Annotated in this window: 21 protein-coding genes, 1 pseudogene and 1 riboswitch; of the genes and pseudogenes, 20 read left to right on the top strand and 2 right to left on the bottom strand. The window is 45.9% G+C overall.

Annotated features, from left to right (window positions below; translation table 11 throughout):
- The first annotated feature begins 126 nt into the window (after positions 1-126).
- From AC04Q6_RS04410 to AC04Q6_RS04400, 3 genes are all read left to right on the top strand, one after another.
- On the top strand, positions 127-1638 hold the full coding sequence (locus AC04Q6_RS04410) for an N-acetylmuramoyl-L-alanine amidase family protein (protein ID WP_021977492.1): 1512 nt from the start codon (positions 127-129) through the stop codon (positions 1636-1638).
- A 313-nt stretch (positions 1639-1951) separates the two neighbouring features.
- The gene (locus tag AC04Q6_RS04405; protein ID WP_118062689.1) at positions 1952-3433 is read left to right on the top strand and encodes a C40 family peptidase; all 1482 of its coding nucleotides are present in this window, start codon (positions 1952-1954) and stop codon (positions 3431-3433) included.
- Between the two features lie 163 nt (positions 3434-3596).
- A riboswitch (cobalamin riboswitch) is annotated at positions 3597-3799 on the top strand.
- Positions 3800-4065: 266 nt separating this feature from the next.
- Positions 4066-4371, top strand: a complete 306-nt coding sequence (locus AC04Q6_RS04400; protein ID WP_021977490.1) for a cysteine-rich small domain-containing protein — start codon at positions 4066-4068, stop codon at positions 4369-4371.
- A 149-nt stretch (positions 4372-4520) separates the two neighbouring features.
- On the opposite strand, the gene AC04Q6_RS04395 is transcribed toward AC04Q6_RS04400, so the two are convergent.
- Complete coding sequence (locus AC04Q6_RS04395; protein ID WP_476389550.1) at positions 4521-5234, bottom strand: PHP domain-containing protein; 714 nt, start codon at positions 5232-5234, stop codon at positions 4521-4523.
- A 324-nt stretch (positions 5235-5558) separates the two neighbouring features.
- Between AC04Q6_RS04395 and AC04Q6_RS04390 the strand changes: the two genes are divergently transcribed.
- The 16 genes and pseudogenes from AC04Q6_RS04390 (at position 5559) to AC04Q6_RS04315 (ending at position 20904) form a co-directional block, all read left to right on the top strand.
- A complete protein-coding gene (locus AC04Q6_RS04390) occupies positions 5559-8084 on the top strand; it encodes a glycyl radical protein (protein WP_021977488.1) in 2526 nt (841 codons plus the stop codon).
- 40 nt (positions 8085-8124) lie between these two features.
- On the top strand, positions 8125-8916 hold the full coding sequence (locus tag AC04Q6_RS04385; protein WP_118070743.1) for a glycyl-radical enzyme activating protein: 792 nt from the start codon (positions 8125-8127) through the stop codon (positions 8914-8916).
- A gap of 186 nt (positions 8917-9102) precedes the next feature.
- On the top strand, positions 9103-9990 hold the full coding sequence (locus tag AC04Q6_RS04380) for a class II aldolase/adducin family protein (RefSeq protein WP_118169837.1): 888 nt from the start codon (positions 9103-9105) through the stop codon (positions 9988-9990).
- A gap of 32 nt (positions 9991-10022) precedes the next feature.
- Entirely contained in the window at positions 10023-11411 is a 1389-nt protein-coding gene (locus AC04Q6_RS04375; RefSeq protein ID WP_118169838.1) for an aldehyde dehydrogenase family protein, read from the top strand.
- Between the two features lie 18 nt (positions 11412-11429).
- A pseudogene (locus AC04Q6_RS04370) lies at positions 11430-12663 on the top strand (zinc-binding dehydrogenase).
- Between the two features lie 24 nt (positions 12664-12687).
- Entirely contained in the window at positions 12688-13002 is a 315-nt protein-coding gene (locus AC04Q6_RS04365; protein ID WP_015525953.1) for a BMC domain-containing protein, read from the top strand.
- An 85-nt stretch (positions 13003-13087) separates the two neighbouring features.
- Positions 13088-13363 carry a propanediol utilization microcompartment protein PduA gene (gene pduA, locus AC04Q6_RS04360; protein WP_015525952.1) on the top strand — a complete coding sequence of 92 codons (276 nt, stop codon included), beginning with the start codon at positions 13088-13090 and terminating at the stop codon, positions 13361-13363.
- Between the two features lie 43 nt (positions 13364-13406).
- Positions 13407-13748 carry a BMC domain-containing protein gene (locus AC04Q6_RS04355; RefSeq protein WP_021977483.1) on the top strand — a complete coding sequence of 114 codons (342 nt, stop codon included), beginning with the start codon at positions 13407-13409 and terminating at the stop codon, positions 13746-13748.
- Between the two features lie 72 nt (positions 13749-13820).
- A complete protein-coding gene (locus AC04Q6_RS04350; RefSeq protein ID WP_005427721.1) occupies positions 13821-14099 on the top strand; it encodes a BMC domain-containing protein in 279 nt (92 codons plus the stop codon).
- Between the two features lie 138 nt (positions 14100-14237).
- A complete protein-coding gene (locus AC04Q6_RS04345; RefSeq protein ID WP_370816971.1) occupies positions 14238-14849 on the top strand; it encodes a phosphate propanoyltransferase in 612 nt (203 codons plus the stop codon).
- A 69-nt stretch (positions 14850-14918) separates the two neighbouring features.
- Complete coding sequence (locus tag AC04Q6_RS04340; protein ID WP_015525950.1) at positions 14919-15185, top strand: EutN/CcmL family microcompartment protein; 267 nt, start codon at positions 14919-14921, stop codon at positions 15183-15185.
- A gap of 4 nt (positions 15186-15189) precedes the next feature.
- Positions 15190-16518 carry a 4Fe-4S dicluster domain-containing protein gene (locus AC04Q6_RS04335; protein ID WP_021977480.1) on the top strand — a complete coding sequence of 443 codons (1329 nt, stop codon included), beginning with the start codon at positions 15190-15192 and terminating at the stop codon, positions 16516-16518.
- A 16-nt stretch (positions 16519-16534) separates the two neighbouring features.
- Complete coding sequence (locus AC04Q6_RS04330) at positions 16535-17083, top strand: BMC domain-containing protein (RefSeq protein WP_015525948.1); 549 nt, start codon at positions 16535-16537, stop codon at positions 17081-17083.
- 69 nt (positions 17084-17152) lie between these two features.
- Positions 17153-17917 carry a DeoR/GlpR family DNA-binding transcription regulator gene (locus tag AC04Q6_RS04325; protein ID WP_118070751.1) on the top strand — a complete coding sequence of 255 codons (765 nt, stop codon included), beginning with the start codon at positions 17153-17155 and terminating at the stop codon, positions 17915-17917.
- Positions 17918-18053: 136 nt separating this feature from the next.
- Positions 18054-19205: a 1-propanol dehydrogenase PduQ gene (locus tag AC04Q6_RS04320; protein WP_118070753.1), complete on the top strand. Its 1152-nt coding sequence runs from the start codon at positions 18054-18056 to the stop codon at positions 19203-19205.
- A gap of 499 nt (positions 19206-19704) precedes the next feature.
- Entirely contained in the window at positions 19705-20904 is a 1200-nt protein-coding gene (locus AC04Q6_RS04315) for a cob(I)yrinic acid a,c-diamide adenosyltransferase (protein WP_021977477.1), read from the top strand.
- 186 nt (positions 20905-21090) lie between these two features.
- Here AC04Q6_RS04315 and AC04Q6_RS04310 read toward each other — a convergent pair whose 3' ends face one another.
- On the bottom strand, positions 21091-21813 hold the full coding sequence (locus tag AC04Q6_RS04310; RefSeq protein ID WP_118062682.1) for a hypothetical protein: 723 nt from the start codon (positions 21811-21813) through the stop codon (positions 21091-21093).
- A 236-nt stretch (positions 21814-22049) separates the two neighbouring features.
- On the opposite strand from AC04Q6_RS04310, the gene recQ reads away from it, so the two are divergent.
- Positions 22050-23879, top strand: coding sequence for a DNA helicase RecQ (recQ, locus tag AC04Q6_RS04305; protein WP_119247820.1), 1830 nt, complete (start codon positions 22050-22052; stop codon positions 23877-23879).
- Positions 23880-24387 lie beyond the last annotated feature (508 nt).

Below are 24387 nucleotides of genomic sequence, written 5' to 3'. Positions count from 1 at the left end.
AAATTTGTAACAGAATTGTAATGAATTGCACGTTTTATTTACCGCTCACAGGATGGGCAGTGCAGACAACGATCAGCCGGACTTCATAAATAGTAAATATCAATTATCTATCAAAGGAAGGTATGTATGCGAAAATTAAGCAAAAAATGGAAACTTTGGGGACTTTTTTTGATCTTGATGTTTTTTGCAGCCGGAGCGACTGTACACACAACTGTAACGGATGTACAGGCGGCAACCAAGAATGGTTTTAAAACAGAAGGCGGGAAGTCCTATTACTACAAAAATGGAAAGAAAGTAAAAGGTTGGCTTACTCTGAACAGAAAGAAGTATTACTTCAATGCCTCTACAGGAGTTCAGGTAAAAGGCTGGGCAAAGGACAGCAAGGGTAAACGCTACTTCTATAATGCCAATGGAGCTAAGGGCTATATGGCAACAGGCTGGCTGACAGACAGCAAGAAGAATACCCGTTACTTTAATCCGTCTACCGGTTATATGACAACCAAGTGGGCAACCATCAGCAATAAGAAATATTATTTCTACAGCGGCAATGGTGTTGCAGCCAAGAGTACGTTTCTTACAGATTCCAAGAACGTGACCAGATATTTTACAAGCAAATGCTTTATGGCCACCGGCTGGGCAACAACATCGACAGCGAAGAAACGCTATTTTGACCCGAGCACAGGTGCTATGTATACAGGCTTCAGGAAGATTGGAAGCTATACATATTATTTCTATAAATCAAAGAAGTCCAAAGGCATTATGGCCACCGGATGGGTGTCCAATATTACCAGCGGAGTGAAATACTATTTTGACCCGTCTACCGGTGTTATGGCTACAGGAACCAAGACCATTGACGGAGTGCAGTACACATTCAGCAGTTCCGGAGTTCTTCAGTCCAGCGGCAGCAATCCGAATACAACAACTCCTTCAAGTTCCAGGACGATCAAAAATTTCCTGGCCAATGCCCTGAAACCGGTAGGACAGACGCTTTATGTATGGGGCGGTGGACATAACTGGTCAGATGCAACCAGAAAAGGTGTAAGCTCCAAGTGGAAACAGTGGTATGATAATAATTCAAGTTCTTATAACTACAGAAACTATATGGACCTCAGTGAATCTACAGAACAGAAGGGCCTTGACTGTTCCGGTTATGTAGGATGGTCTGTATACCAGATCATGCAGAGTAAATCAGGTGGAGTGAATTATACAACTGTTTCCGGAGATATCGGTTCCCTGTATTCTGGCAGGGGAATGGGAAGGATCATTTCCCAGTCAACGCTGTCAAGTTCAAACTGGAAACTTTATCCTGGAGATATCGGATATAACGATGGACATACATGGATGGTTCTTGGTCAGTGCGCAGATAAGAGTGTTGTGATTCTGCACTGTACGCCGAATGCAGGCGTTCAGATTTCCGGAACACCGACACCTAACGGAACTTACGGAAGCCAGGCGATCAAGCTTGCAGAAACCTATATGGCAAAATATCCGGGCGTATCCAAATATGATTACCATGAGTCCAGCGGTAATTACATCCGTAATGGAGCATATTTCAGATGGAACAGAAGCACACTTTCTGATCCGGATGGATACCTGAAGAAGACTGCAAATCAGATTCTTGCAGATCTGTTCAATTAAAAACAGGCTGCAACAGAAATATCAAAAAATTTTATTGAATCAACAAAAAGGGAGAACCGAAAATGCAAGGTTCTCTCTTTTTTAATGTCAAAATAATTAATAAATGTTACAAAGTTTTAAACTAATTGATAGAAAAACCTTGCAATCCAAATAACACTGTGTTAATATATAAAAAGATTGGAACAAGATATTGCAGAAATATTACATGAACTGCTGAGAATGAAATAACAGCAGAGACAAGTAAACAAACGACAGACACAGAGAACTGTCGGATAAATCAGAATTCAGAATCAGATTGCGAGGGTGAACAGTCATGAAGAAAAGAATATTATGTCTGACACTGGCGCTCATCATCAGCGGAGCACAGGTAGTCAGCGTAAGCGCAACAAGAGAAGATGAGGCAGCACTTCAGCAGGAAATGGATGCAACCAATGAACAGCTGAATGCGACTTATTCCAGATTGGATGATCTTTCCGCACAGAAATCACAGATTGAAGGCGAAATTTCCACTCTTGATGCCAATCTTGTAAACGTGATGGTTTCAATCCAGACACTGGAGGGAGACATCTCTAATAAAGAAGCTGATATTGCTTCTACCCAGACGAACCTTGAGAAGGCTAAGAATGCCAAGACCAAGCAGTATGAGGCAATGAAGAAGCGTATTCAGTATCTCTATGAGAAAGGTGGAGATGATGCATGGTTCCAGATGATGCTTAATGCAGAGAACCTGTCAGATCTTCTCACGAAAGCTGAGTACACACAGAAGACATATGAACAGGACAGAAAGAGCCTTGAGAAGTATTCCAATACCATTCAGCAGGTTGCCAACCTGGAAGCTCAGTATACACAGGAGAAGGCAGAACTTGAGGGAATGAAGCAGGAGTACGAGGCTGAGTCACAGAATCTGCAGGTACAGCTGGATGAGAAGCGTGCCACATCTGCGGATTATGATAATGAGATCGCTTATGCACAGCAGCAGGCTACAGACTATGCGAACCTTCTTGCAGAGCAGACAGCAGAGCTTCAGAGATTAGAGGCTGAGCGTATTGCAGCAGAGGAAGAGGCAAGACGTCAGGCCGAGGCTGAAGCAGCAGCGAGAGCACAGGCTGAGGCAGAAGAGGAAGCAAGACGCCAGGCAGAGCAGGAAGCACAGCAGGATGAGGCGGACGAGAGCGAAGACGTACAGTACGATGAGGACGGCGACGTGATTGAGAATACAGATGAGGATACTGCAGAGGATGACACCGAGCATGTGGATGAAGATGCAGACAATGGTGAAAATGATGATGCGCAGTATGATGAAGATGGCAATGTGATCGAAGATGACGCGTCCGGGGATACTGAGAATACAGAGGATAATGCAGACGCAGATTACGATAACAGTACAGATGCATCCGAAGAAGGTGCAGAGGACACATCCTCAGACAGTGACAGTTCTTCTTACAGCAGCGGTTCAGGATCTTCTGTTGTGAATTATGCCACACAGTTTGTTGGAAATCCATACGTATGGGGCGGAACAAGCCTTACCAATGGTGCAGACTGCTCCGGTTTTGTACAGAGTGTATATGCCAATTTTGGCGTAAGCCTTCCGAGAACTTCCTATGAGCAGCAGAATGCAGGTACTGAGGTATCTTATGCAGATGCCCAGCCAGGAGATCTGATCTGCTATGGTGGACATGTGGCTATTTACATGGGCAATGGACAGATTGTACATGCATCCAATTCTCAGGATGGTATCAAGATCAGTAACGATGCGACATACAGAACGATTGTCTCTGTAAGACGTCTTGTATAATCACGAACCATATAAAATTTATTAAGATGAAGATATTGAACAGCCTGGCGGCATATTCCGCCAGGCTGTTTCTTATAAGGAAACAGTGAATTTATATCAGAAAAATCTGAAACGGTATTGACATATAATTAACAGGGTGTTATTATAATATCAGTATAATTCCATATTGAACATAGCAAGTGCTGAGGGCATCTGACAGTCATGGATTATCAGAAGCCAGCAGAAAAGGGAATCAGGTGAGAAACCTGAGCGATCCGGTCACTGTAACGGAGGAGCGAATCTCAGAATCCATTGTACCTATGTATGAGAAGGAGAGACGAGCCATGATCCCGGAGCCAGGAAACCTGCTTGTTATGGCGAGGTTAAACTTCCGTGTAAAGTGTAACAACCATTTCAGGGACTCCGCACCCCTGGGACGTTGTCTACTTTTTTACGAGAGTAGGCATTTTTTTATGGAATGCGCCTGTTCATATGAATTATACATGATTAAATGGCAGGCGATACTACTCCGGATACATTCGTTCCCTCCGCGCACTCATGAACGGATTATATTTCTACCCCGGGGTGGGATCGCTACCTCTTTTTTTACGGAAAAATTAAGAGAGTGCATGATCCGGGAGGAGATAAGAACCATGGAGAAACCATATTGGGAGGGAAAAGAATATTCCTATTTCAGCCACAAAAAATGCGAGTATTTTCCATGCCATAAAGGAGCAGATCCGGAAAATTTTAACTGCCTGTTCTGTTATTGTCCGCTGTATGCACTGGGAGATAAATGCGGTGGTAATTTCCATTTTACGGAAAGCGGAATCAAGGACTGCACTGCGTGTAAACTTCCTCACAGAAGAGAGAATTATGGATATATCACAGGAAAATATCAGGAACTTGCGGATATGATAAGAAAGCAGAGAGAGAATTCTCAGGCAGATGAGAAATGATAATAAAGAAAATATAATATAACCCGAAATAATAAGCTAGCTCGGACACATGGTAAAATGTGTCCGAGCTGGCTTTTTTGGTTGTGAGTCAAACATGAATGTGTATTCGGATACATTTTATGTATATTCGATCTTACTGTTTTACCAGATCATCTGGTCTGCAGAAATACCTTCAATCTTGGAAGATGATTGTTCAGAATCAGCTGTTCCGGGAACATGGCCTGATGAACAAATTCAGCAGCACAGGTAAAATCACCGATGTGTTCCGGACCGTGACTGTCACTGGAGAGCAGCAGCGGCAGATGATATTTGCGGCAGCAGCGGAGAATCTCATAACAGTTTTCTCTGGTATCACCACGGTAGCCATATGGAGCCAGGGAAGCTTCGTTAATTTCAAAGATTGTTCCGGTTTCTCTGGCAGTTCGGGCAAGAACATCATAATTTACCGGATAATGGGTGTTGTCGCTGTGACCGAGGATTTTGACACAGGGATTCTTCATGACATTGACAAAAGCTTCTGTGTTCTCGTCTCTGGTACCGGGACGGTAGTTCCAGGTATGCATGCTTGCGATGGCATAATCAAGTTTACATAATAATTCCTGATCCAGATCTACAGTTCCCTTCCGGTCCAGAATATTCAGTTCGATTCCGTAGAGCAGATCTACTCCGAAATGTTTTTTCGGAGAATAGGTAAGGCTCCGGAAATAGGAAGAAGTTCCGGCAGCCAGAGTTCCGGGACCGTGGTCTGTGATTCCGAGAAGCCGGAGGCCCTTCCCTGCGGCTGCCCGGGCCATATTGGTGATGGTGCATTCCGTGCCGTGGCCGCTGGCGATGGAATGTGTATGCATATCAGAAAGATACATAAATTTACACCTCTTTTACTGTTCATGAACATGTGACGGAATATCCGCTTGACTAAAGGAATTTCTATATAAATCCAAGTATGGCAGAACAGAAAAACAAAGTCAATAGAGAAAAATATAAAAACACGAAAAACAAATAGAACCAACGGGGTTCACCCAATAAAAACCACAAAAACAGCAAGAAACACATGTTGGATTTCGTTGACATCAAACAGGGGGTAAGGTATAATGAAATTACATGAGCACATAGCCGGACAGGAGCGGTTCTGGAAGCGTGGAGGCAGACAGATCACCAGAAACAACCGGTTATGAGAAAGGAGAATCATGGAGAAATTTCATATAGCAGATATCCCGAAAACAGACAGGATCACACATCTTGTGGATAATCTTTATGCCAAGATGCCGGTGATCGAATCTGCCAGAGCGAAACTGGTCACAGAGTCCTACAAGGAAACTGAAGACGAGCCGATCATCACACGCAGAGCGAAGGCTTTTGCCCATATCCTGCATAACATTCCGATCATCATCCGTGATGAGGAACTGATCGTCGGAAGCAGCACCCTGGCACCAAGAGGATGTCAGACATTCCCGGAGTATTCTTTCCAGTGGCTGGAGGATGAACTGGATACGGTGGCTACCAGAACTGCTGATCCATTTTATATTTCGGAGGAGACCAAGGCGGATCTTCGGGAGGTACATAAATACTGGAAGGGTAAGACTACCAGTGAGCTTGCGACTTCCTATATGGCTCCGGAAGCGATCCTTGCCATTGACCACAACATTTTTACACCGGGAAATTATTTCTACAATGGTGTAGGACATGTAACGGTTAAATATGAGGAAGTTCTGGCAATTGGTTATGAGGGTATCATTGCCAAAGCACAGAAAGAACTGGATGAAAGTAATGTGGGAGATGGTGATTATGCGAAGAAGTCACGTTTCCTGGAAGCAGTGATCTTAAGCTGCCAGGCTGTTATTGATTATGCGCATCGTTATGCAGAGCTTGCAGAGCAGATGGCATATCAGTGTCAGGATCCGACCAGAAAACAGGAGCTTCTCCAGATTGCGTCCAACTGTACACGTGTGCCGGAGAAAGGTGCCCGTAATTTCTATGAAGCCTGCCAGTCTTTCTGGTTCGTACAGCAGCTGATCCAGATGGAGAGCAGCGGACATTCCATTTCACCGGGACGTTTTGACCAGTACATGTATCCGTATTACAAGAGTGATATGGAGGCAGGTAATCTTACCAGAGAGTTTGCTCAGGAACTGATGGACTGTATCTGGGTAAAATTAAACGATCTGAACAAATGCCGTGATGCTGCATCAGCAGAAGGTTTTGCAGGCTACAGCCTTTTCCAGAACCTGATCGCAGGCGGCCAGAATAAAGACGGTGAGGATGTGACCAACGATCTTTCCTTTATGTGTATTCAGGCATCCATGCATGTGCATCTTCCGGCACCGTCTCTTTCTGTAAGAGTATGGAACGGATCTCCACATGAATTCCTGATCAAAGCTGCAGAGCTTACAAGAACAGGAATCGGACTTCCGGCTTATTATAATGATGAGGTTATCATTCCGGCGCTGCAGAACAGAGGACTTTCTCTTGCAGATGCCAGGGAATATAACATCATTGGATGCGTAGAACCGCAGAAAGCCGGTAAGACAGACGGCTGGCATGATGCGGCATTCTTCAATATGTGCCGCCCGCTGGAGATGGTTTTCTCCAATGGTATGGATAAAGGAGTCCAGATCGGTGTCAGGACAGGCGATGTCACAGAGATGAAGACCTTTGATGAGTTTTATGACGCATATAAGAAACAGATGGAATATTTTATTTCCCTGCTTGTAAATGCAGACAATGCCATTGACGTGGCACATGCTGAGAGGTGTCCGCTTCCATTCCTTTCCTGTATGGTGGATGACTGCATGAAACGTGGTAAATCCGTTCAGGAGGGAGGCGCTGTTTATAACTTTACCGGCCCTCAGGGATTTGGTATTGCAAACATGGCAGATTCTCTGTATGCGATCCGTAAACTTGTTTATGAAGAAAAGAAAGTTACCATGGAAGAGATGAAGGAAGCTCTGGCATGGAACTATGGCAAGGGTATTGATGCACAGTCTGCAGCAGATATTACTACAATTGTAATGCAGAAGCTTCAGGAAAATGGCATCGGTGTAAATGAGCAGACAGCCAAGGCTGTTATGACAGCAGCGCTTGGAGCAGAACCATCTCCGGAGAAAAAGGCAAGATTTGAAGAAATCCACAAACTGATCGATGAAGTTCCGAAATACGGAAACGATATTCCGGATGTGGATTATTTTGCAAGAGATGTTGCCTATACTTACACAAAACCACTTCAGAAATACAAAAACCCGAGAGGCGGACATTATCAGGCCGGACTTTATCCGGTATCCGCAAATGTTCCCCTTGGCGGACAGACCGGTGCTACACCGGATGGCCGTTATGCACATACACCAGTTGCAGATGGTGTTTCTCCGTCAGCAGGCAAGGATGTGAAGGGCCCGACAGCAGCAGCAACTTCCGTATCCCGTCTGGATCACTTTATCGTATCCAACGGAACACTGTTCAATCAGAAATTCCATCCGTCTGCACTTGCAGGAAGAGAGGGCCTGGAGAAATTTGTAGCACTGATCCGTGGATACTTTGATCAGAAGGGTATGCACATGCAGTTCAATGTTGTCGACAGAGAGACACTTCTGGATGCTCAGAAACATCCGGAGAAATACAAACATCTGGTTGTACGTGTTGCCGGATACAGTGCACTGTTCACTACGCTTTCCAGATCTCTGCAGGATGATATCATCCGAAGAACAGAGCAGGGATTTTAACCGGGGACGCGCAGCAGACGCAAGGAATTAAGAGGTAATTATGGACTATTTGGATACAAAGGGCAGGATCTTTGATATTCAGAAATATTCAGTACACGATGGTCCGGGTATCCGTACCATCGTGTTCCTGAAAGGATGTGTTCTTCGCTGCCGCTGGTGCTGCAATCCGGAATCACAGGAGTACCGGATCCAGAACATGAAAGTTCTGGGTGAGGACAAGGTGATCGGCCGTGATGTGACAGTTCGCGAGATGATCGAGGAAGTGGAGAAAGACCGCGCATATTATTATCGCTCCGGAGGAGGAATTACCCTTTCCGGTGGTGAATGTATGTGTCAGGCGGATTTTTCCAGAGATCTTCTCCGTGCGGCAAAAGAACGTGGTATTAATACCGCAATAGAGAGCATGGCATGTGCTCCCTGGGAAAAGATCGAACAGGTTCTTCCTTACCTGGATGTATATCTGATGGATATCAAACATATGAACCAGGAAAAACATAAGGAGTTTACAGGAAGGGCTAACGGACTGATGCTGGAAAATGCAAGGAAAGTTGCGCTCTACGGAAAAACCAGACTGGTGATCCGTGTTCCGGTTATTCCGACATTCAATGATTCTGTGGAAGAGATCCAGGCGATCGCCAGATTTGCGGCATCCCTTCCGGGCGTAAACAAAATTCATCTTCTTCCCTACCACAGACTGGGACAGGATAAATATGAAGGACTTGGACGCCCTTATTTAATGGAAGGAATTCTTCCGCCGACAGCAGAACATATGCAGATGTTAAAGAACGCGGTGCATGCGGTATGCGGTCTGGACTGTCAGATTGGCGGCTGAGAAACACGGGATTAAAGAGAAAAGATCCTCTGCAAACATACAACATAAAAAACAATAAAAACAACATAACAAACAACAAGAAACCAACACAAAACAACGGATTGCCCTTGACTTATTTTGTGGTATGGAGTAAAATGTTTTCAGAAACAAAATAGTGCAATCCAATGCTCAAGGAGGAAATTAAGCATGGTAAACGAGTTTGAAATCAAAAAACAGCTTTGTGACATCGGTAAGAGAATTTACAACCGTAACATGGTTGCAGCTAACGACGGAAACTTTTCTGTTAAAGTAGCAGAGAATGAGTATCTTTGCACACCAACAGGTGTATCCAAAGGTTTCATGACACCAGAGTTCATCTGTAAAGTAGATGGCAAGGGTAATGTAATCCAGGCTAACCCGGGATTCAAACCATCATCTGAGATCAAGATGCATATGAGAGTATATGAGAAGAGACCGGATGTAGGATCTGTTGTACATGCTCATCCAATTTATGCTACATCTTTCGCAATCGCAGGTATTCCACTTACACAGCCGATCATGCCGGAGGCAGTTATCGCTCTTGGATGTGTTCCGATCGCTGAGTACGGTACACCTTCCACAATGGAGATCCCGGATAACCTTGAGAAATACCTTCCATATTTCGATGCAGTACTTCTTGAGAACCACGGAGCACTTACATGGAGCACAGACCTTAACGCTGCATACATGAAGATGGAGTCTGTAGAGTTCTACGCACAGCTTCTGTATCAGACCAAGCTCCTTGGCGGACCGAAGGAATTCGACAAAGAGAACATCGAGAAACTCTATGCGATCCGTCGTAAATTTGGTATGCCTGGTAAACATCCGGCAAGCCTCTGCCTGAACAAAGACGGCAAGAACTGCCACAACTGCGGCGGCGCATGCCACAGCGAGGACTACAAACAGTTCCCGGGATATCAGTATGATTTCGTTGGAAAAGACTGCGGAACAAGCGCTGCTGATCCTCAGGGTGAGGCTCCGGCTGCTGCAAACAACGATGCAGAACTCGTTGCTCAGATCACAAAACAGGTTATGGCTCAGCTTGGCCTGAAATAATTTTTTGACGGAATATTAAGGAGGACAATCTCATGCCAATAAGTGAGAATATGGTACAGGAAATTGTACAGGAAGTTATGGCAAAGATGCAGATTGCAGATGCTCCGGCCGGAAAACATGGCGTTTTCAAGGATATGAATGATGCTATCGAGGCAGCCAAAAAGGCTCAGCAGGTAGTTAAGACAATGTCTATGGACCAGAGAGAGAAGATCATCACCTGCATCCGCAAGAAGATCAAAGAGAATGCGGAAGTACTGGCACGTATGGGTGTTGAGGAAACTGGTATGGGTAATGTAGGAGATAAGATCCTCAAACATCACCTGGTAGCAGATAAGACTCCTGGTACCGAAGACATTACAACAACTGCATGGTCCGGAGACAGAGGACTGACTCTGATTGAGATGGGACCGTTTGGTGTTATCGGTGCTATCACACCATGCACTAACCCAAGTGAAACAGTTCTCTGCAACACAATGGGTATGCTGGCAGGCGGAAATACAGTAGTATTCAACCCACATCCGGCAGCAGTTAAAACTTCTATTTACGCAATCAATCTTTTAAATGAGGCTTCCCTGGAATCAGGCGGCCCGGATAATATCGCTGTCACAGTTGAGAAACCAACCCTTGAGACAAGCAATATTATGATGAAACATAAAGATATCCATCTGATCGCAGCAACAGGAGGCCCTGGTGTTGTGACAGCAGTTCTTTCCTCTGGTAAGAGAGGAATCGGTGCAGGAGCAGGAAACCCGCCGGCACTGGTTGATGATACTGCTGATATCCGCAAGGCTGCACAGGATATCGTAAACGGATGTACCTTCGATAACAACCTTCCATGTATCGCAGAGAAGGAAGTTGTTGCAGTATCTTCCGTAGTTGATGAGTTAATGCACTACATGCTTACAGAGAATGACTGCTACCTTGCTTCCAAGGAAGAGCAGGACAAGCTTGTTGAGACTGTACTTGCAGGCGGCAAGCTGAACCGTAAATGTGTAGGACGTGATGCGAAGACACTTCTTTCCATGATCGGAGTTCAGGCACCGGCAAACACCCGCTGCATTATCTTCGAGGGACCGAAGGAGCATCCGCTTATCACAACAGAGCTTATGATGCCGATCCTCGGAATCGTAAGAGCAAAGGATTTTGATGACGCTGTAGAGCAGGCTGTATGGCTTGAGCATGGCAACCGTCATTCTGCACATATTCATTCCAAGAATATTGATAACATTACAAAATATGCGAAAGCAATCGACACAGCGATCCTTGTAAAGAACGGCCCGTCCTATTCCGCACTTGGATTTGGTGGAGAAGGCTTCTGTACATTCACTATCGCAAGCCGTACCGGTGAGGGACTTACAAGCGCAAGCACATTCACCAAGAGAAGACGCTGCGTAATGACAGACAGTCTTTGCATTCGTTGATCAGGAGGAACATAAATCATGGATATGAACAATGTAAATATCGAAGAAATCGTTAAACAGGTTCTCTCCGGCATGACAGGAAACGCTCCGGCTGCAACACCAGCAGCAAGCGCTCCGGCTGCTCCGGCAGGAAACACAATCCCTAAAAAAGCAAGAGTAGCAATGATGACAGAGAAGAAACATTTCGAGCTTCAGGAGTATGATCTTCCGGAAGTTGGAGATGACGACATCCTTGTAAAAGTTGAGGGATGCGGTGTCTGCGGAACAGATGCTCATGAGTACAAAAATGATCCGTTTGGTCTTATTCCGGTAGTTCTCGGACATGAGGGAACCGGCGAGATCGTAAAAATGGGTAAAAACGTTAAGGTTGATACAGCTGGCAAACCGGTTAAAGTCGGAGATAAGATCGTTACATGTGATGATCTTCAAAGATGATCCGGAAATCACAATGTTCGACCTTAACAAGAAGAACGTAGGCGGCGCTGACGTATACGGACTTCTTCCAGATGACGATGTAAAATTCAACGGATGGTTCGCTGATTACATCTTCATCAGAGGCGGAAAATTCGGTTCCACATTCTTCAATGTAAGCGACCTGGATCTTGATTCCCGTATCCTCATCGAGCCATGTGCAGTTCTTGTACATGCAGTAGAGAGAGCAAAAACAACAGGAATCCTGAAATTCAACAGCAGAGTTGTTGTTCAGGGCTGCGGACCGATCGGTCTTATCTGCATCGCTGTTCTTCATACAATGGGCGTTCATAACATCTGCGCAGTAGACGGAAACGAGCAGCGTCTTGAATTCGCCAAGAGAATGGGCGCAACTACAACTGTAAACTTTATGAACTTCAAGGGTGTTGAGGCACTTACTGAGGCTGTGAAAGAGGCTCAGGGCGGACATCTTGCAGATTTCGCTTTCCAGTGTACTGGAAATCCTCATGCTCATTCCAATATCTACAAATTCATCCGCAACGGCGGCGGCCTCTGCGAGCTTGGATTCTTCATCAACGGTGGAGATGCAACCATCAACCCGCATTTCGACCTCTGCTCCAAAGAGATCAACCTTGTTGGTTCCTGGGTATACAACCTCAGAGATTATGCAACAACATTTGATTTCCTTAAGAGAGCAAAAGCAATCGGACTTCCAATGTCTGAGCTGATCACTGACAAGTATCCGCTGGAAGAGATCAACGAGGCACTTGAGAAGAACCTGTCAATGACAGGTCTTAAGATCGCGGTTGTTAACAAATAACCTTAACGGGAAAGGAGAAGCAACATGGCAGAAGCTGTAGGAATTCTGGAGGTCTTCGGACTTGCGACAGCCTTTGTGGCAGCTGACGCCGGGTGCAAGGCTGCAAATGTCCACCTGGAGGTATTCGATAAGAATAAACCGGCGAATGCGGACAGCCTGCCAGTACCGCTTCTTGTCTGCATCAAGTACCGCGGAAGCGTGTCAGATGTCACGGCAGCGGTAGAAGCCGGCATGAAAGTCGCAGAGAGCATGACAGGTGTGGTACAGCATTACATAATCCCCAACCCGGAACCAGGTACACAGAAAATGCTGAAGATCAGCGCCCTGGATAAAGATTAAGCGGATTCCGAAGTTTACTTTACAAAAGTGGCGGAATCATATATGATAAAATTGTAACGAAGATAAGATTCAGGAGGATAGAATCATGGCACAGGAAGCATTAGGAATGGTTGAGACAAGAGGCCTCACAGCTGCAATCGAGGCAGCAGATGCAATGACAAAAGCAGCTGAGGTTGCGCTTGTAGGAACAGAGAAGATCGGTTCCGGTCTTGTAACTGTTATGGTTCGTGGAGACGTAGGCGCTGTAAAAGCAGCAGTAGAGAGCGGAAGCGCAGCAGCATCCAGACTTGGAGAGCTTGTAGCTACACACGTGATCCCGAGACCTCATACAGACGTAGAGAAAATCCTTCCAAAGCTCTGATTCAGGCTTTGAAAGGAACAGAAATTAGTTAAGGAGTTCGCTCATGGGAAAATCATATGGATTTATAGAAATCACAGGTGTGGTTGCGGCGATCAATGCCCTGGACATCATGTGCAAAACGGCAGACGTTGAGCTGGCGTCATGGGAGCGTAAGCTGGGCGGACGACTGGTGACCCTGATCGTACAAGGCGATGTATCAGCAGTTACAGCAGCTGTCAATGCGGCAGTAGAGCAGGCAATCAAGAAACCTGCCAGTTATGCGGTAATTGCCAATCCTCACGAGGAAATCGTCAAACTGGTTGAGCTGAGTGCAAGCCGGTGGAAAAAGAAACAGCAAGAGAATCCGGAAACAGCACTGGAAAGCAAAAACAGCAGCGAAAAATAAACTGCTGCACCAAAAAAGTCAGAAGTAAACAGAACAAATAAAGCATTAGCAATCCATAAGGAGGATATAATCATGACACAGGAAGCATTAGGAATGGTTGAGACAAGAGGACTTACAGCAGCTATCGAGGCAGCTGACCAGATGTGCAAGGCAGCTAACGTTGCACTTGTAGGAACAGAGAAGATCGGTTCCGGTCTTGTAACTGTTATGGTTCGTGGAGATGTAGGAGCAGTTAAATCTGCAGTAGAGAGCGGAAGCGCAGCAGCATCCAGACTTGGAGAGCTTGTAGCTACACACGTAATCCCGAGACCTCATACAGATGTTGAGAAAATCCTTCCGGTTCTTAAATAATTTCAACTGATTCTTACTGATACGCACCGGCCGAAGGGCCATTAAGGCTTCTGGCCGGTGCTTTTCAGTTTTCAGTTATGAGACCGAAAGAAAGCAGGTGTACTCTTGGAAACGAATAATATTGAAATGATCACAAAAATGGTGATCGATGCGATCAACAAAAACGAAGACAAGGGCAATGGTTTTGTTGTACCTATCGGAGTTTCCGCAAGACATATTCACCTGACACAGGAGCATGTGGAGGCACTGTTCGGAGAAGGCTATCAGCTTACCAAGAAAAAAGATCTGATGGGCGGACAGTTTGCATCCAATGAAACAGTTACCATCGTAGGACTGAAGCTCCGTGCGATCGAGAATGTAAGAATCCTCGGACCTGTCCGCAGCAAATCTCAGGTTGAGGTTTCCGCAACAGATGCGATCAAGCTGGGAATGAAGGTTCCGGTACGTATGTCCGGTGACCTTGCCGGAAGCGCGCCGATCGCCATTGTCGGACCGAAAGGTGCTATTTATCTGAAAGAGGGATGTATTGTGGCCATGCGTCACATTCATATGGCTCCGAAGGATGCCCAGGCTGCGGGTGTACATGATGGTGATATTGTTTCTGTTAAAGCGGACAATGAGCGCGGAACAATCTTTAATCAGGTTAAGATCCGTGTAGATGACAGCTTTACACTGGAAATGCATATTGATACAGATGAAGCAAATGCAGCAAGAATTGCCACAGGCAATACAGTTACCATAATCAAATAATATTCCTCCTTTGGGGATGCCACTTTCTGGCATCCCTAACAGAGGATATGGAGAAAAACGGAGGCTCATATGATCGTAGGCAAAGTAGTTGGAAGCATTGTTTCCACACGAAAAAGTGAAAAACTGATAGGAAATAAATTCATGATTGTAGAGCCGGTGCATCATATGAAAGCCGAGCACAGCCAGATTGTTGCCATCGATATCATCGGTGCGGGAATCGGCGAGTATGTATTGGTGGCACAAGGAAGCGCAGCAAGAATAGGCTGCGGCGTAGAAACAGCACCGGTAGATGCCGCAATCGTCGGAATCGTAGATGACGGTGCAGGATTGGAGTAACGCCATGGATATCAAAGAATTACAGAAAATTATGCAGGAGAATGGTGTTGTCGGAGCAGGTGGTGCAGGTTTCCCTACATACATGAAACTGACAGACAAAGCGGATACCATTCTTATGAACTGTGCAGAGTGCGAACCATTACTGAAACTTCACAGACAGTTGTTGGAAAAGCACGCATATGAGATCATGAAAACATTCGATATGGTTGCGGAGACGGTAGGAGCTTCCCAGGCCATCATCGGAATCAAAAAATCTTATGTACAGACAATCAATGCCTTAAATCAGCATATCGAAGAATTCCCAAGGGTTAAGATCCATCTTCTGGATGAGGTTTATCCGATGGGTGATGAGGTTGTTCTTATTTATGAGGCAACCGGACGCGTGGTACGGCCAGGAGGACTGCCTATTGAGCAGGGAGTAGCCGTATTCAATGTAGAGACACTTTACAATGTATATCGCGCGGTAGAAGAACACAAACCGGTCACAAGCAAATATGTTTCCGTTGTTGCAGAGGTTGAGAACCCTGTTACAGTGAAAGTTCCGTTAGGATGTACACTGGAAGAGGTTGTTGCCCAGGCAGGCGGAACAACTGTGAAAGATCCAGTATATTTCGTAGGCGGCCCGATGATGGGACGTATCGGAAATGGTTCTGATCCGGTTACCAAAACAACGAACGCAATCCTGGTTCTTCCAAAGGACCATGTTATTGTCATGAAGAAGCAGCGGACTTCTTCCATAGATTTAAAGAGAGCAGCATCCATCTGCTGCCACTGCCACACATGTACAGATCTTTGCCCGAGACATAATCTGGGACATCCGATCGATCCGGCAATGTTCATGATGGCAGCATCAAACCAGGATTTCAGAAATGTAAATCCTTATATCAATTCTGCATTCTGCAGCTCCTGTGGTGTCTGCGAGATGTATGCGTGTCCGCAGAGCCTGGCTCCGAGAACACTGCTTGCAGATATGAAAGGCGGACTTCGTAAAGCCGGAATCAGACCACCTCAGGGTGTTCAGCCGAAACCGGTACAGGAGTCAAGAGAATACCGCAAGGTTCCTGAGGAGCGCCTGATGGCACGTCTGGGACTTACCAGATATGACAAGGATGCACCGCTTCAGGAAGAGCTTGTAAATGTATCCAAGGTAAAAGTTCTCTTAAGCCAGCATATTGGTGCACCGGCACAGGCGATCGTAAATGTAGGCGATATGGTAACAGAAGGTCAGATGATCGCACAGCCTGCACAGGGATTAAGTGTCGGAATCCATGCAACGATCAGCGGAAAAGTTACAGAAGTAACAGACCGCCATGTTGTAATTGCAAGAAATTAGAAAGGACGTGCACAAAATGAGTAGAGCAATCGGAATGATTGAGTTTAAAACCACACCAGCTGGTATCACTGCAGCAGATGCCATGGTTAAGACATCTGAAGTAGAGATCGTGGAGGCGCAGACAGTATGTCCGGGAAAATATATTGCAATTATCACCGGAGATTTAAGCGCAGTGAAAGCTGCTGTAGACACAGCAGTAACAACATACGAGGATAAATGCATTGACAGTTTTGTACTGGGCAATCCGCATGAGTCCATTTTCCCGGCAATCTACGGAACCACACAGGTTGAGGAGATCAGTGCCCTGGGAATCCTGGAGACCTATGATGCGGCATCCATCATCGAAGCAGCAGATCAGGCTGCAAAGACAGCAATCGTTGATCTGATCGAGCTTCGTATTGCGAAGGGTATGTGCGGTAAATCCTACATGCTTCTTACAGGTGAGGTTTCTGCAGTAGAGGCTTCCATTGAAAGAGCAAAAGAGCTGGTAGCTGAAAAAGGAATGTATATGGATTCCTCAGTGATCGCTCATCCGGACAAGAGAATGATCGATACGATCCTTTAATATTTGTCTATGAGATCGGGATATCCTTTCAGAGGATATCCCGAATGACATCCGAAAAGGAGGCATTTTATGCTAGCGTTGGAAAGAAGAAATCTGATTCTCGAAAAATTACAGGCAGAGAAAAGGGTTGTTGTAAGTGAACTAAGCCAGCTTTACAGTGTCTCAGAAGAAACCATCCGCCGTGATCTGGACAAGCTGGAAAAAGAAGGACTTGCCACAAAGAGTTATGGCGGTGCGGTGATCAACGAAGATGTCGGTATTGATTTACCATTTAATATTCGTAAAAACCAGAATGTACAGGGAAAGCAGAAAATGGCGGAGATTGCTGCTTCCATGGTGAATGACGGAGATCATATTTTTCTGGATGCCAGCACAACGGCAGTTTTTGTGGCCAAGGCACTGAAAGAAAAAGAACGTCTCACCGTTGTCACCAATTCCATGGAGATCCTTCTGGAGCTCTCTGATGTATCCGGATGGAATATTATTTCCACCGGCGGAGTGATGAAGGAGGGGTATCTTGCCTTTCTTGGTGCCAGAACCGAAGAAGTGATCCGTTCTTACTATGTGGACAAGGTTATTTTTTCCTGTAAGGCATTAAACGAGGATATGGGGATCATGGAATCCAAAGAAGCCTTTGGAACAACAAAAAAGGCCATGATCAATTCCGGAAAGATGCGTATTCTGGTGGTAGACAGCACGAAATTTGATCAGACTGCTTTTTCCGTGGCAGGACAGCTGCGGGATATCGAGACGATCATCACAGACAAAAAACCGTCTGAAAAGTGGCTGGATCATTTTAACAGGCATAAGATCGAATGCATCTACCCGAAATAGATTGAACATATATCGTGAAACGATCGTGTTCATGAGCATGCAGTGTATGCGGAATGCGGAGATCCGCTTTACTTTATCCGAACACAGGCAGAAAAAAGAGAACTGTGTTTCGGTATGACGAGAGGGAGCAGTTTCTATGAATACATTTGAAATGAAAACAGCCATCCATTTTGGAGCTGATGCCCTGGGAAGACTGAAAGATATTCCATACAAAAGAGTCCTTGTTGTCACAGATCCGTTTGTTGTAAAAAGCGGAATGATCGATATGATCACAAAACCGCTTCAGGCAGGTGGAAAAGAATTTGATATTTTCTGTGATGTTGTTCCGGATGCTCCGGTTGGAAAAATTGCCGAAGGAGTCAAAAAATTCCTTCAGTATCAGCCGGAAGCGATCGTTGCAGTAGGCGGTGGCTCTGCCATCGACTCCTCCAAGGCAATCCGTGAGTTTGCCCTGAAGATCAACAATTACGGAAAGGTTGGACTGGTTGCCATTCCTACAACAAGTGGTACAGGTTCCGAGGTTACTTCTTTTGCAGTTGTAAATGATACAGAGGCACATGTGAAATATCCGCTGATCTCAGACAGCCTGACAGCTGATGAGGCGATCCTGGATGCTGAACTTGTACGCAGTGTTCCACCTGCGATCACAGCAGATACAGGTATGGATGTTCTGACTCATGCCATTGAGTCTTATGTCAGCATCAATCACAATGAGTTTACTTCTGCACTTGCAGAGAAATCCATTGAGATCTGTGGTGTATATCTTTACCGTGCATATGTTGATGGTAATGATATGCATGCAAGACAGAAAATGCATGTAGCATCCTGTCTGGCAGGACTTTCCTTCAATGCAGCAGGTCTTGGAATTACTCACAGTATGGCTCATCAGCTGGGTGCTATTTTCCATATTCCTCACGGAAGAGCTAATGCGATGTTACTGCCGCATATTGTTGAATATAATGCAAATATCAACAAACGCAGCAGAAGTCAGAAAGAATATCTTCCGGCAGTAAAGAGATATTCCAATATTGCACATCTTCTTGGACTGAGCAATTATAACGAAGTTATGAGTGTCAGATCTCTTGTAAACTGGATTCAGTTTATGCAGAAAGAGATGAATATCCCGCTTACCATCGAAGAGATGAAGACGATCACACCGGATGCTTATTTTGCAGCGGTTGATAAGATGGCGGATATGGCACTTGCGGATGCTTGCACAGCGGCAAATCCGCGTGTACCGAAGAAAGAGGATATTGTAAAAATCTACACGAAGTTGTGGTCTTTTTAAAAGACTGAAGAAAAACCGCAAAGGGGCCGCAAAGCCGCGGCCCCTCTGCACACCCCTCGGGCTTTTTTTAGAGTGCTTGACTGTGGCGGGCGGAAGGTTATTGACTTGTGCCTGTATGCTGCGGTTGTTCCGGGTTGAACGTTGTGCCGATGGGGCGCCGTGGGCGCCTTGGATGTGTGACGTTTTGGCGGGGGCTGGCGCGTTTGTGAACGCCGCGCCTGGTTTGTCGGGATGATTGTGGTGTGTGTTACGTTTGCGTAATGAGTGGTTGTGCCTGGTTTGCCGGGATGATCGTGGTGTGTGTTACGTTTGCGTAATGAGTGGTTGTGCCTGGTTTGTCGGGATGATCGTGGTGTGTGTTACGTTTGTGTGAAATGCGTAGTTGCGCCTGGTTTGAACGGGATGATCGTGGTGTGGAATGCGTAGCAGGTCGAGGATTGTAAAATTGGTCTGATATGGGTTGGGTTATTTATCAGGAGTTTCTGGGAGGTTGAGCTGGATGGAGGTTTATACCGGGTATGGTGATAAGGGGATGACGGATCTTTCCCATACGAAGAATGTTTCAAAGTCGGATGATCGGATTTGTCTGATGGGGTCAGTTGAGGAGCTGATGAGTCATATTGGGCTTGTGCGGGTTCTGGTTGATGATGTGGATGTTGTCCGGATGCTGGAGAAGATCTCGGAGACTTTGAAGAAGATCATAGATGGGGTTTCTGATCCTTATAATCGGGAATTTAAGGTCAGCGAAGACCGGACGGAGCTTTTGGAGGAAGAGATTGGCCGGATGAAAGAAATTTTTTCCGGGGAGAAACTTCCAATCCTGCCGGGGGACTCCAGAGTTGCGGCTGAGGTTGATGTGACAAGAGCTGTGGCGCGGAGAGCTGAGAGAGAGCTTGCGCTTGTCAGCGTGAAGTTCGGATCGGATACCGGAGCCAAGAAATATATGAACCGGCTGTCAGATTATTTTTATGTGCTGGCAAGGTATGTGGATGTTGCGAAGATCAAAGAGAAGAAGGCAGAAGCTGCTGAAAGTGTTCAAGGTGCTGTGAGATCAGAAAATGCCGGGACAGAAATAGTTGAAAATACTGCAAATGTTGCGACGAATGCATCAGTGGCGAATGCAGGGGGACAGGATCCACAGCTGGCGCAGAAAAATGATGTACAGGCTTTTAATGTGCAAGATAAGACTGTGACAACAACAGCAGGAGGAAATACAGCGATGGCACAGAATGATAGTATGGCAGCAAATACAGCGATGATCCAGGAAGTGCTGAAGCGTATGGGAATCCAGGGACGTATCACACTGGATTCTGCCAAACGTCTCATCGAGAAGATTGAGCAGGAAGCCCTCAGAAGAAACAAGCCTTCCGTAATTGCGGTATGCACCCCGGACGGAAATCCGGTTGCGGTTCATGTGATGGACGGATCTTTTCTTGTAAGTTTCGATATGGCCGTAAAAAAGGCCTATACATCTGTTGCTGTGAAGATGTCCACCATGGAGCTTTCCAGACTGACACAGCCGGGTCAGACATTTTATGGCCTTGGAAAAATGAGCGATAATATCGTGATATTCGGAGGCGGTGTACCGCTGAAAGTCGGCGATACCATTATCGGCGGTCTTGGTATCAGCGGTGGTACCGGAGAAGAGGATAACAGCCTTGCAGAATATGGACTGCAGGTACTGAAAGAAGTGCTGTGAGATACAGAAAAGAAAAATCTATATACTTATAAATCGTAAAAAATCTGTAAAGACAGAGAGTCTTTGCAGATTTTTTTATGCCAGGTCAGGCGGATATTCGGGTCAAGCGGATATTCGCAATCCGCTTCGCTACTTGCTCTACACCAAATAACAGGTGATATTCTGGTAAATGGGAAGAGGACTGGCCTATTTCCAGCTGAGTTTCAGGCACTTGACGGAAATATCACTTTTTTCCGGAGCCTGGACCATATTCTGGATAAAATAGGTTTTCGTCATGGATTTTCCGGGCTTCAGATTCAGAGTCAGATTTCTGGTCCAGTACATCTGATCGTAGATACCGAAGCCTGTGGTAATTCGGATTTTTGCTGTTGTGATTGTTTTCGCGGAAGTATTGGTAAACTTCAGGGTGTAATAGGTTTTCATGTTATTCGGGCCATATTTGATACCGACAACACTGGTTTTCAGATTTTTGACAGTAGGTTTGGCAGCCAGTTTAGATACAGTAATGGTGATCCTGCGGCTGACGCCGTTTAATTTTGCGGTGACAACGGCAGTTCCTGCTTTTTTTGGGACCAGATAGCTTCCGGAAACTGCCAGAACAGATGGTCTGCTGGATTTTGCGCTTTTGATACTCAGGCTGGTGCCGCCCTTCAGAGTGATAAGGGAACGCATGGTAACTTTGTGACCGACCCACAGAGTGGTTTTGGAAGAACGGAAAGTTGCAGTTGCTTTTTTCGCAGCGGATGCTTTTGCGGCAGAGCTGTAAGATACTGCTTTCGAACAGAGTGCAGGTTTTGTGGTCATGGTTTCAACCTGGGCGTGTACATCGCTGGGAATCTGAAACATGACGGCAGCAAAGAGCAGCAGGGAAAGAAGTACTTTCACAGTTTTTATTTTTCTTTTACACATGGCAAAACCTCCTTTTGCATATTCCGGACAGAGCCGGAGTGCCAGACTTTTTCTCTTATATCATTATAACAGGAGGTGCAGGAAAGGTTACTTTGTGATTTTTTTGTATCAATTGGTAATTTATCCGGAAATATGTTAAAATAAAACATTCGGAAAACAGCAGTTATCTGGTGTAAAGTTACACAGTGAATGCGGATACTTTTGTCCGCTTTGTGAAGAAAGGATCATGTCGATCTATGACGAAACAGGAAATTTTAAAGACCCACTTCGGGTATGATACTTTCAGAGAAGGGCAGGAGGCGGTGATCGATGCGCTTCTTGCAGAAAAAGATGTCCTGGCGGTAATGCCTACCGGGGCAGGAAAATCGATCTGTTATCAGGTACCGGCCCTGATGATGAAGGGAATCACCCTGGTGATCTCGCCGCTGATCTCACTTATGAAAGATCAGGTGCGGAGCCTGAACCAGGCAGGAATTTCAGCGGCATACCTAAACAGCTCCCTGACACAGGGACAGTATTTTACAGCTTTGCGTTACGCAAAAGTAGGACGTTACCCTATTATCTATGTGGCACCTGAGCGGCTTACCACCGATGCATTTCTGGATTTTGCTCAGAGTGCGGATATTTCCATGATCGCAGTGGATGAGGCACACTGTGTTTCCCAGTGGGGACAGGACTTCAGACCAAGTTATCTGAAGATCGCGGAGTTTGTGGCACAGCTTCCAAAGCGTCCGGTGATCAGCGCCTTTACAGCTACGGCAACCAAAGAGGTAAGAGAAGATATCGCGAGGCTTCTGGGGCTTCGGGATCCTTTTTGCACCACGACAGGATTCGACAGGGAGAATCTGTACTTTGCGGTAAAAACGCCGAAAGATAAATACAAGGAAGTACACGACTACATACTGGAGCATCCGGATGACAGCGGGATCATCTACTGTCTGACCAGAAAACTGGTGGAGGAGGTCTGCGGAAAACTGATCCGGGATGGTATCACTGCCACCAGATATCATGCAGGGCTCTCTGATGAGGAACGCCGGAACAACCAGGATGATTTTATCTATGACCGCTGTCATGTGATGGTAGCTACCAATGCATTTGGAATGGGAATCGACAAGTCTGATGTTCGGTACGTCATTCATTATAATATGCCAAAGAACATGGAGGGCTATTATCAGGAAGCTGGACGTGCAGGCCGTGACGGAGATCCTGCAGAATGTATTCTTCTCTACAGTGGGAAAGATGTGGTCACCAACCAGTATCTCATTGAGAGAGGGCAGGATAACCAGGAGCTGGATGCGGCAACCTGGCGTCTGGTGCGGGAACGGGATCAGGAGAGGCTGAAGCAGATGACTTTTTACTGTTTTACCCATGACTGCCTGCGTGAGTATATCCTGAAATATTTTGGCGAATACGGAAAAAGTTATTGTGGAAACTGTTTGAACTGCCAGACTGAGTTTGAGGAGCAGGATGTGACCCGGGAAGCCAGGGCCATGGTCCGGTGCGTGGAAAGCAGCGGGCAGAGATACGGTGTGAATGTGATACTGGATACTCTGCGTGGCGCATCCACGGCCAAGATCCGGCAGTACGATATGGATGGAAATCCGGAGTATGGAGCCTGTGCAAAGATCCCGGCGCACCGGCTGCGTCAGATCCTTAATTATCTGGTACTGCGGGAATATCTGCATCTGACCGATGACGGATATACCATTGTGAAACTCACCGCTTCTTCGAAATCGCTTCTGGAGGAGGATCATACCCTCACAATGAAAATGCCGAAAGAGCAGGAAACGAAGAAAAAAGATAAACGGAGCAGGCTTCCCAAATCTGCGGTTGGTGAACTGTTTGAAGAGGATGAGCCACTTTTCCAGAAACTCCGCACGCTTCGTCTGGAGATCGCCAGAGAGGAAAAAATTCCTCCGTATATGGTCTTTTCCGACAAAACCCTCATCCATATGTGCATTCTGAAACCTGGAAGCGAGGAGGAAATGCTGAATGTGACAGGAGTCGGCAGGCACAAGTACGAAAAATACGGAAAAAGGTTTATCGATGCGGTGCAAAATCTGTAAGAAAGAGACATTTGCCGTCGTAAAATGAAGAGCGAAATGTTCTGAAATTTCTTGCATTTTAAAGAGGCATTTGTTAGAATAAGACAAGCAGGAAACGTCCGGCGGCCGTGGAGCAGCCGGATTGTTTTTTCCTGAGACATTTTTTCTGCTGCACGTTCAGGTGCGGTGTACAGGCATTTCGCAAGCAGAGTTCTATGCAGCCGTGGAATCCCTTCGAGTAGATGGACCGACCGTATGAGATATCCGTTGGTCAGAAGCAAGCAGTGAGGTGGATGATCGTATCCGCTTTTCATGAAGACATAATCTGGTGCTGGTCATGGAGTGAACAGTGATCAGGATCTTACACGATCTGCGTCGGCTTTTTTCATGCAGAAAATCTGCCCTGCCGGCTTTTTCTCATACAGAAGAGGAGCGTGTATTCAGAAAAGACATGAACATAGCCCGTCTGTGAAACGGGAATCCGTTCCGGCATGACAGTTCTTTGCCAGGCCGAAAAAGCTGTGTTTAC

Source organism: Blautia sp. HA9023 (assembly GCF_056504095.1).
Note: the sequence above shows the minus strand (reverse complement) of the source record. Positions and strands in the feature narration are given on the sequence as shown.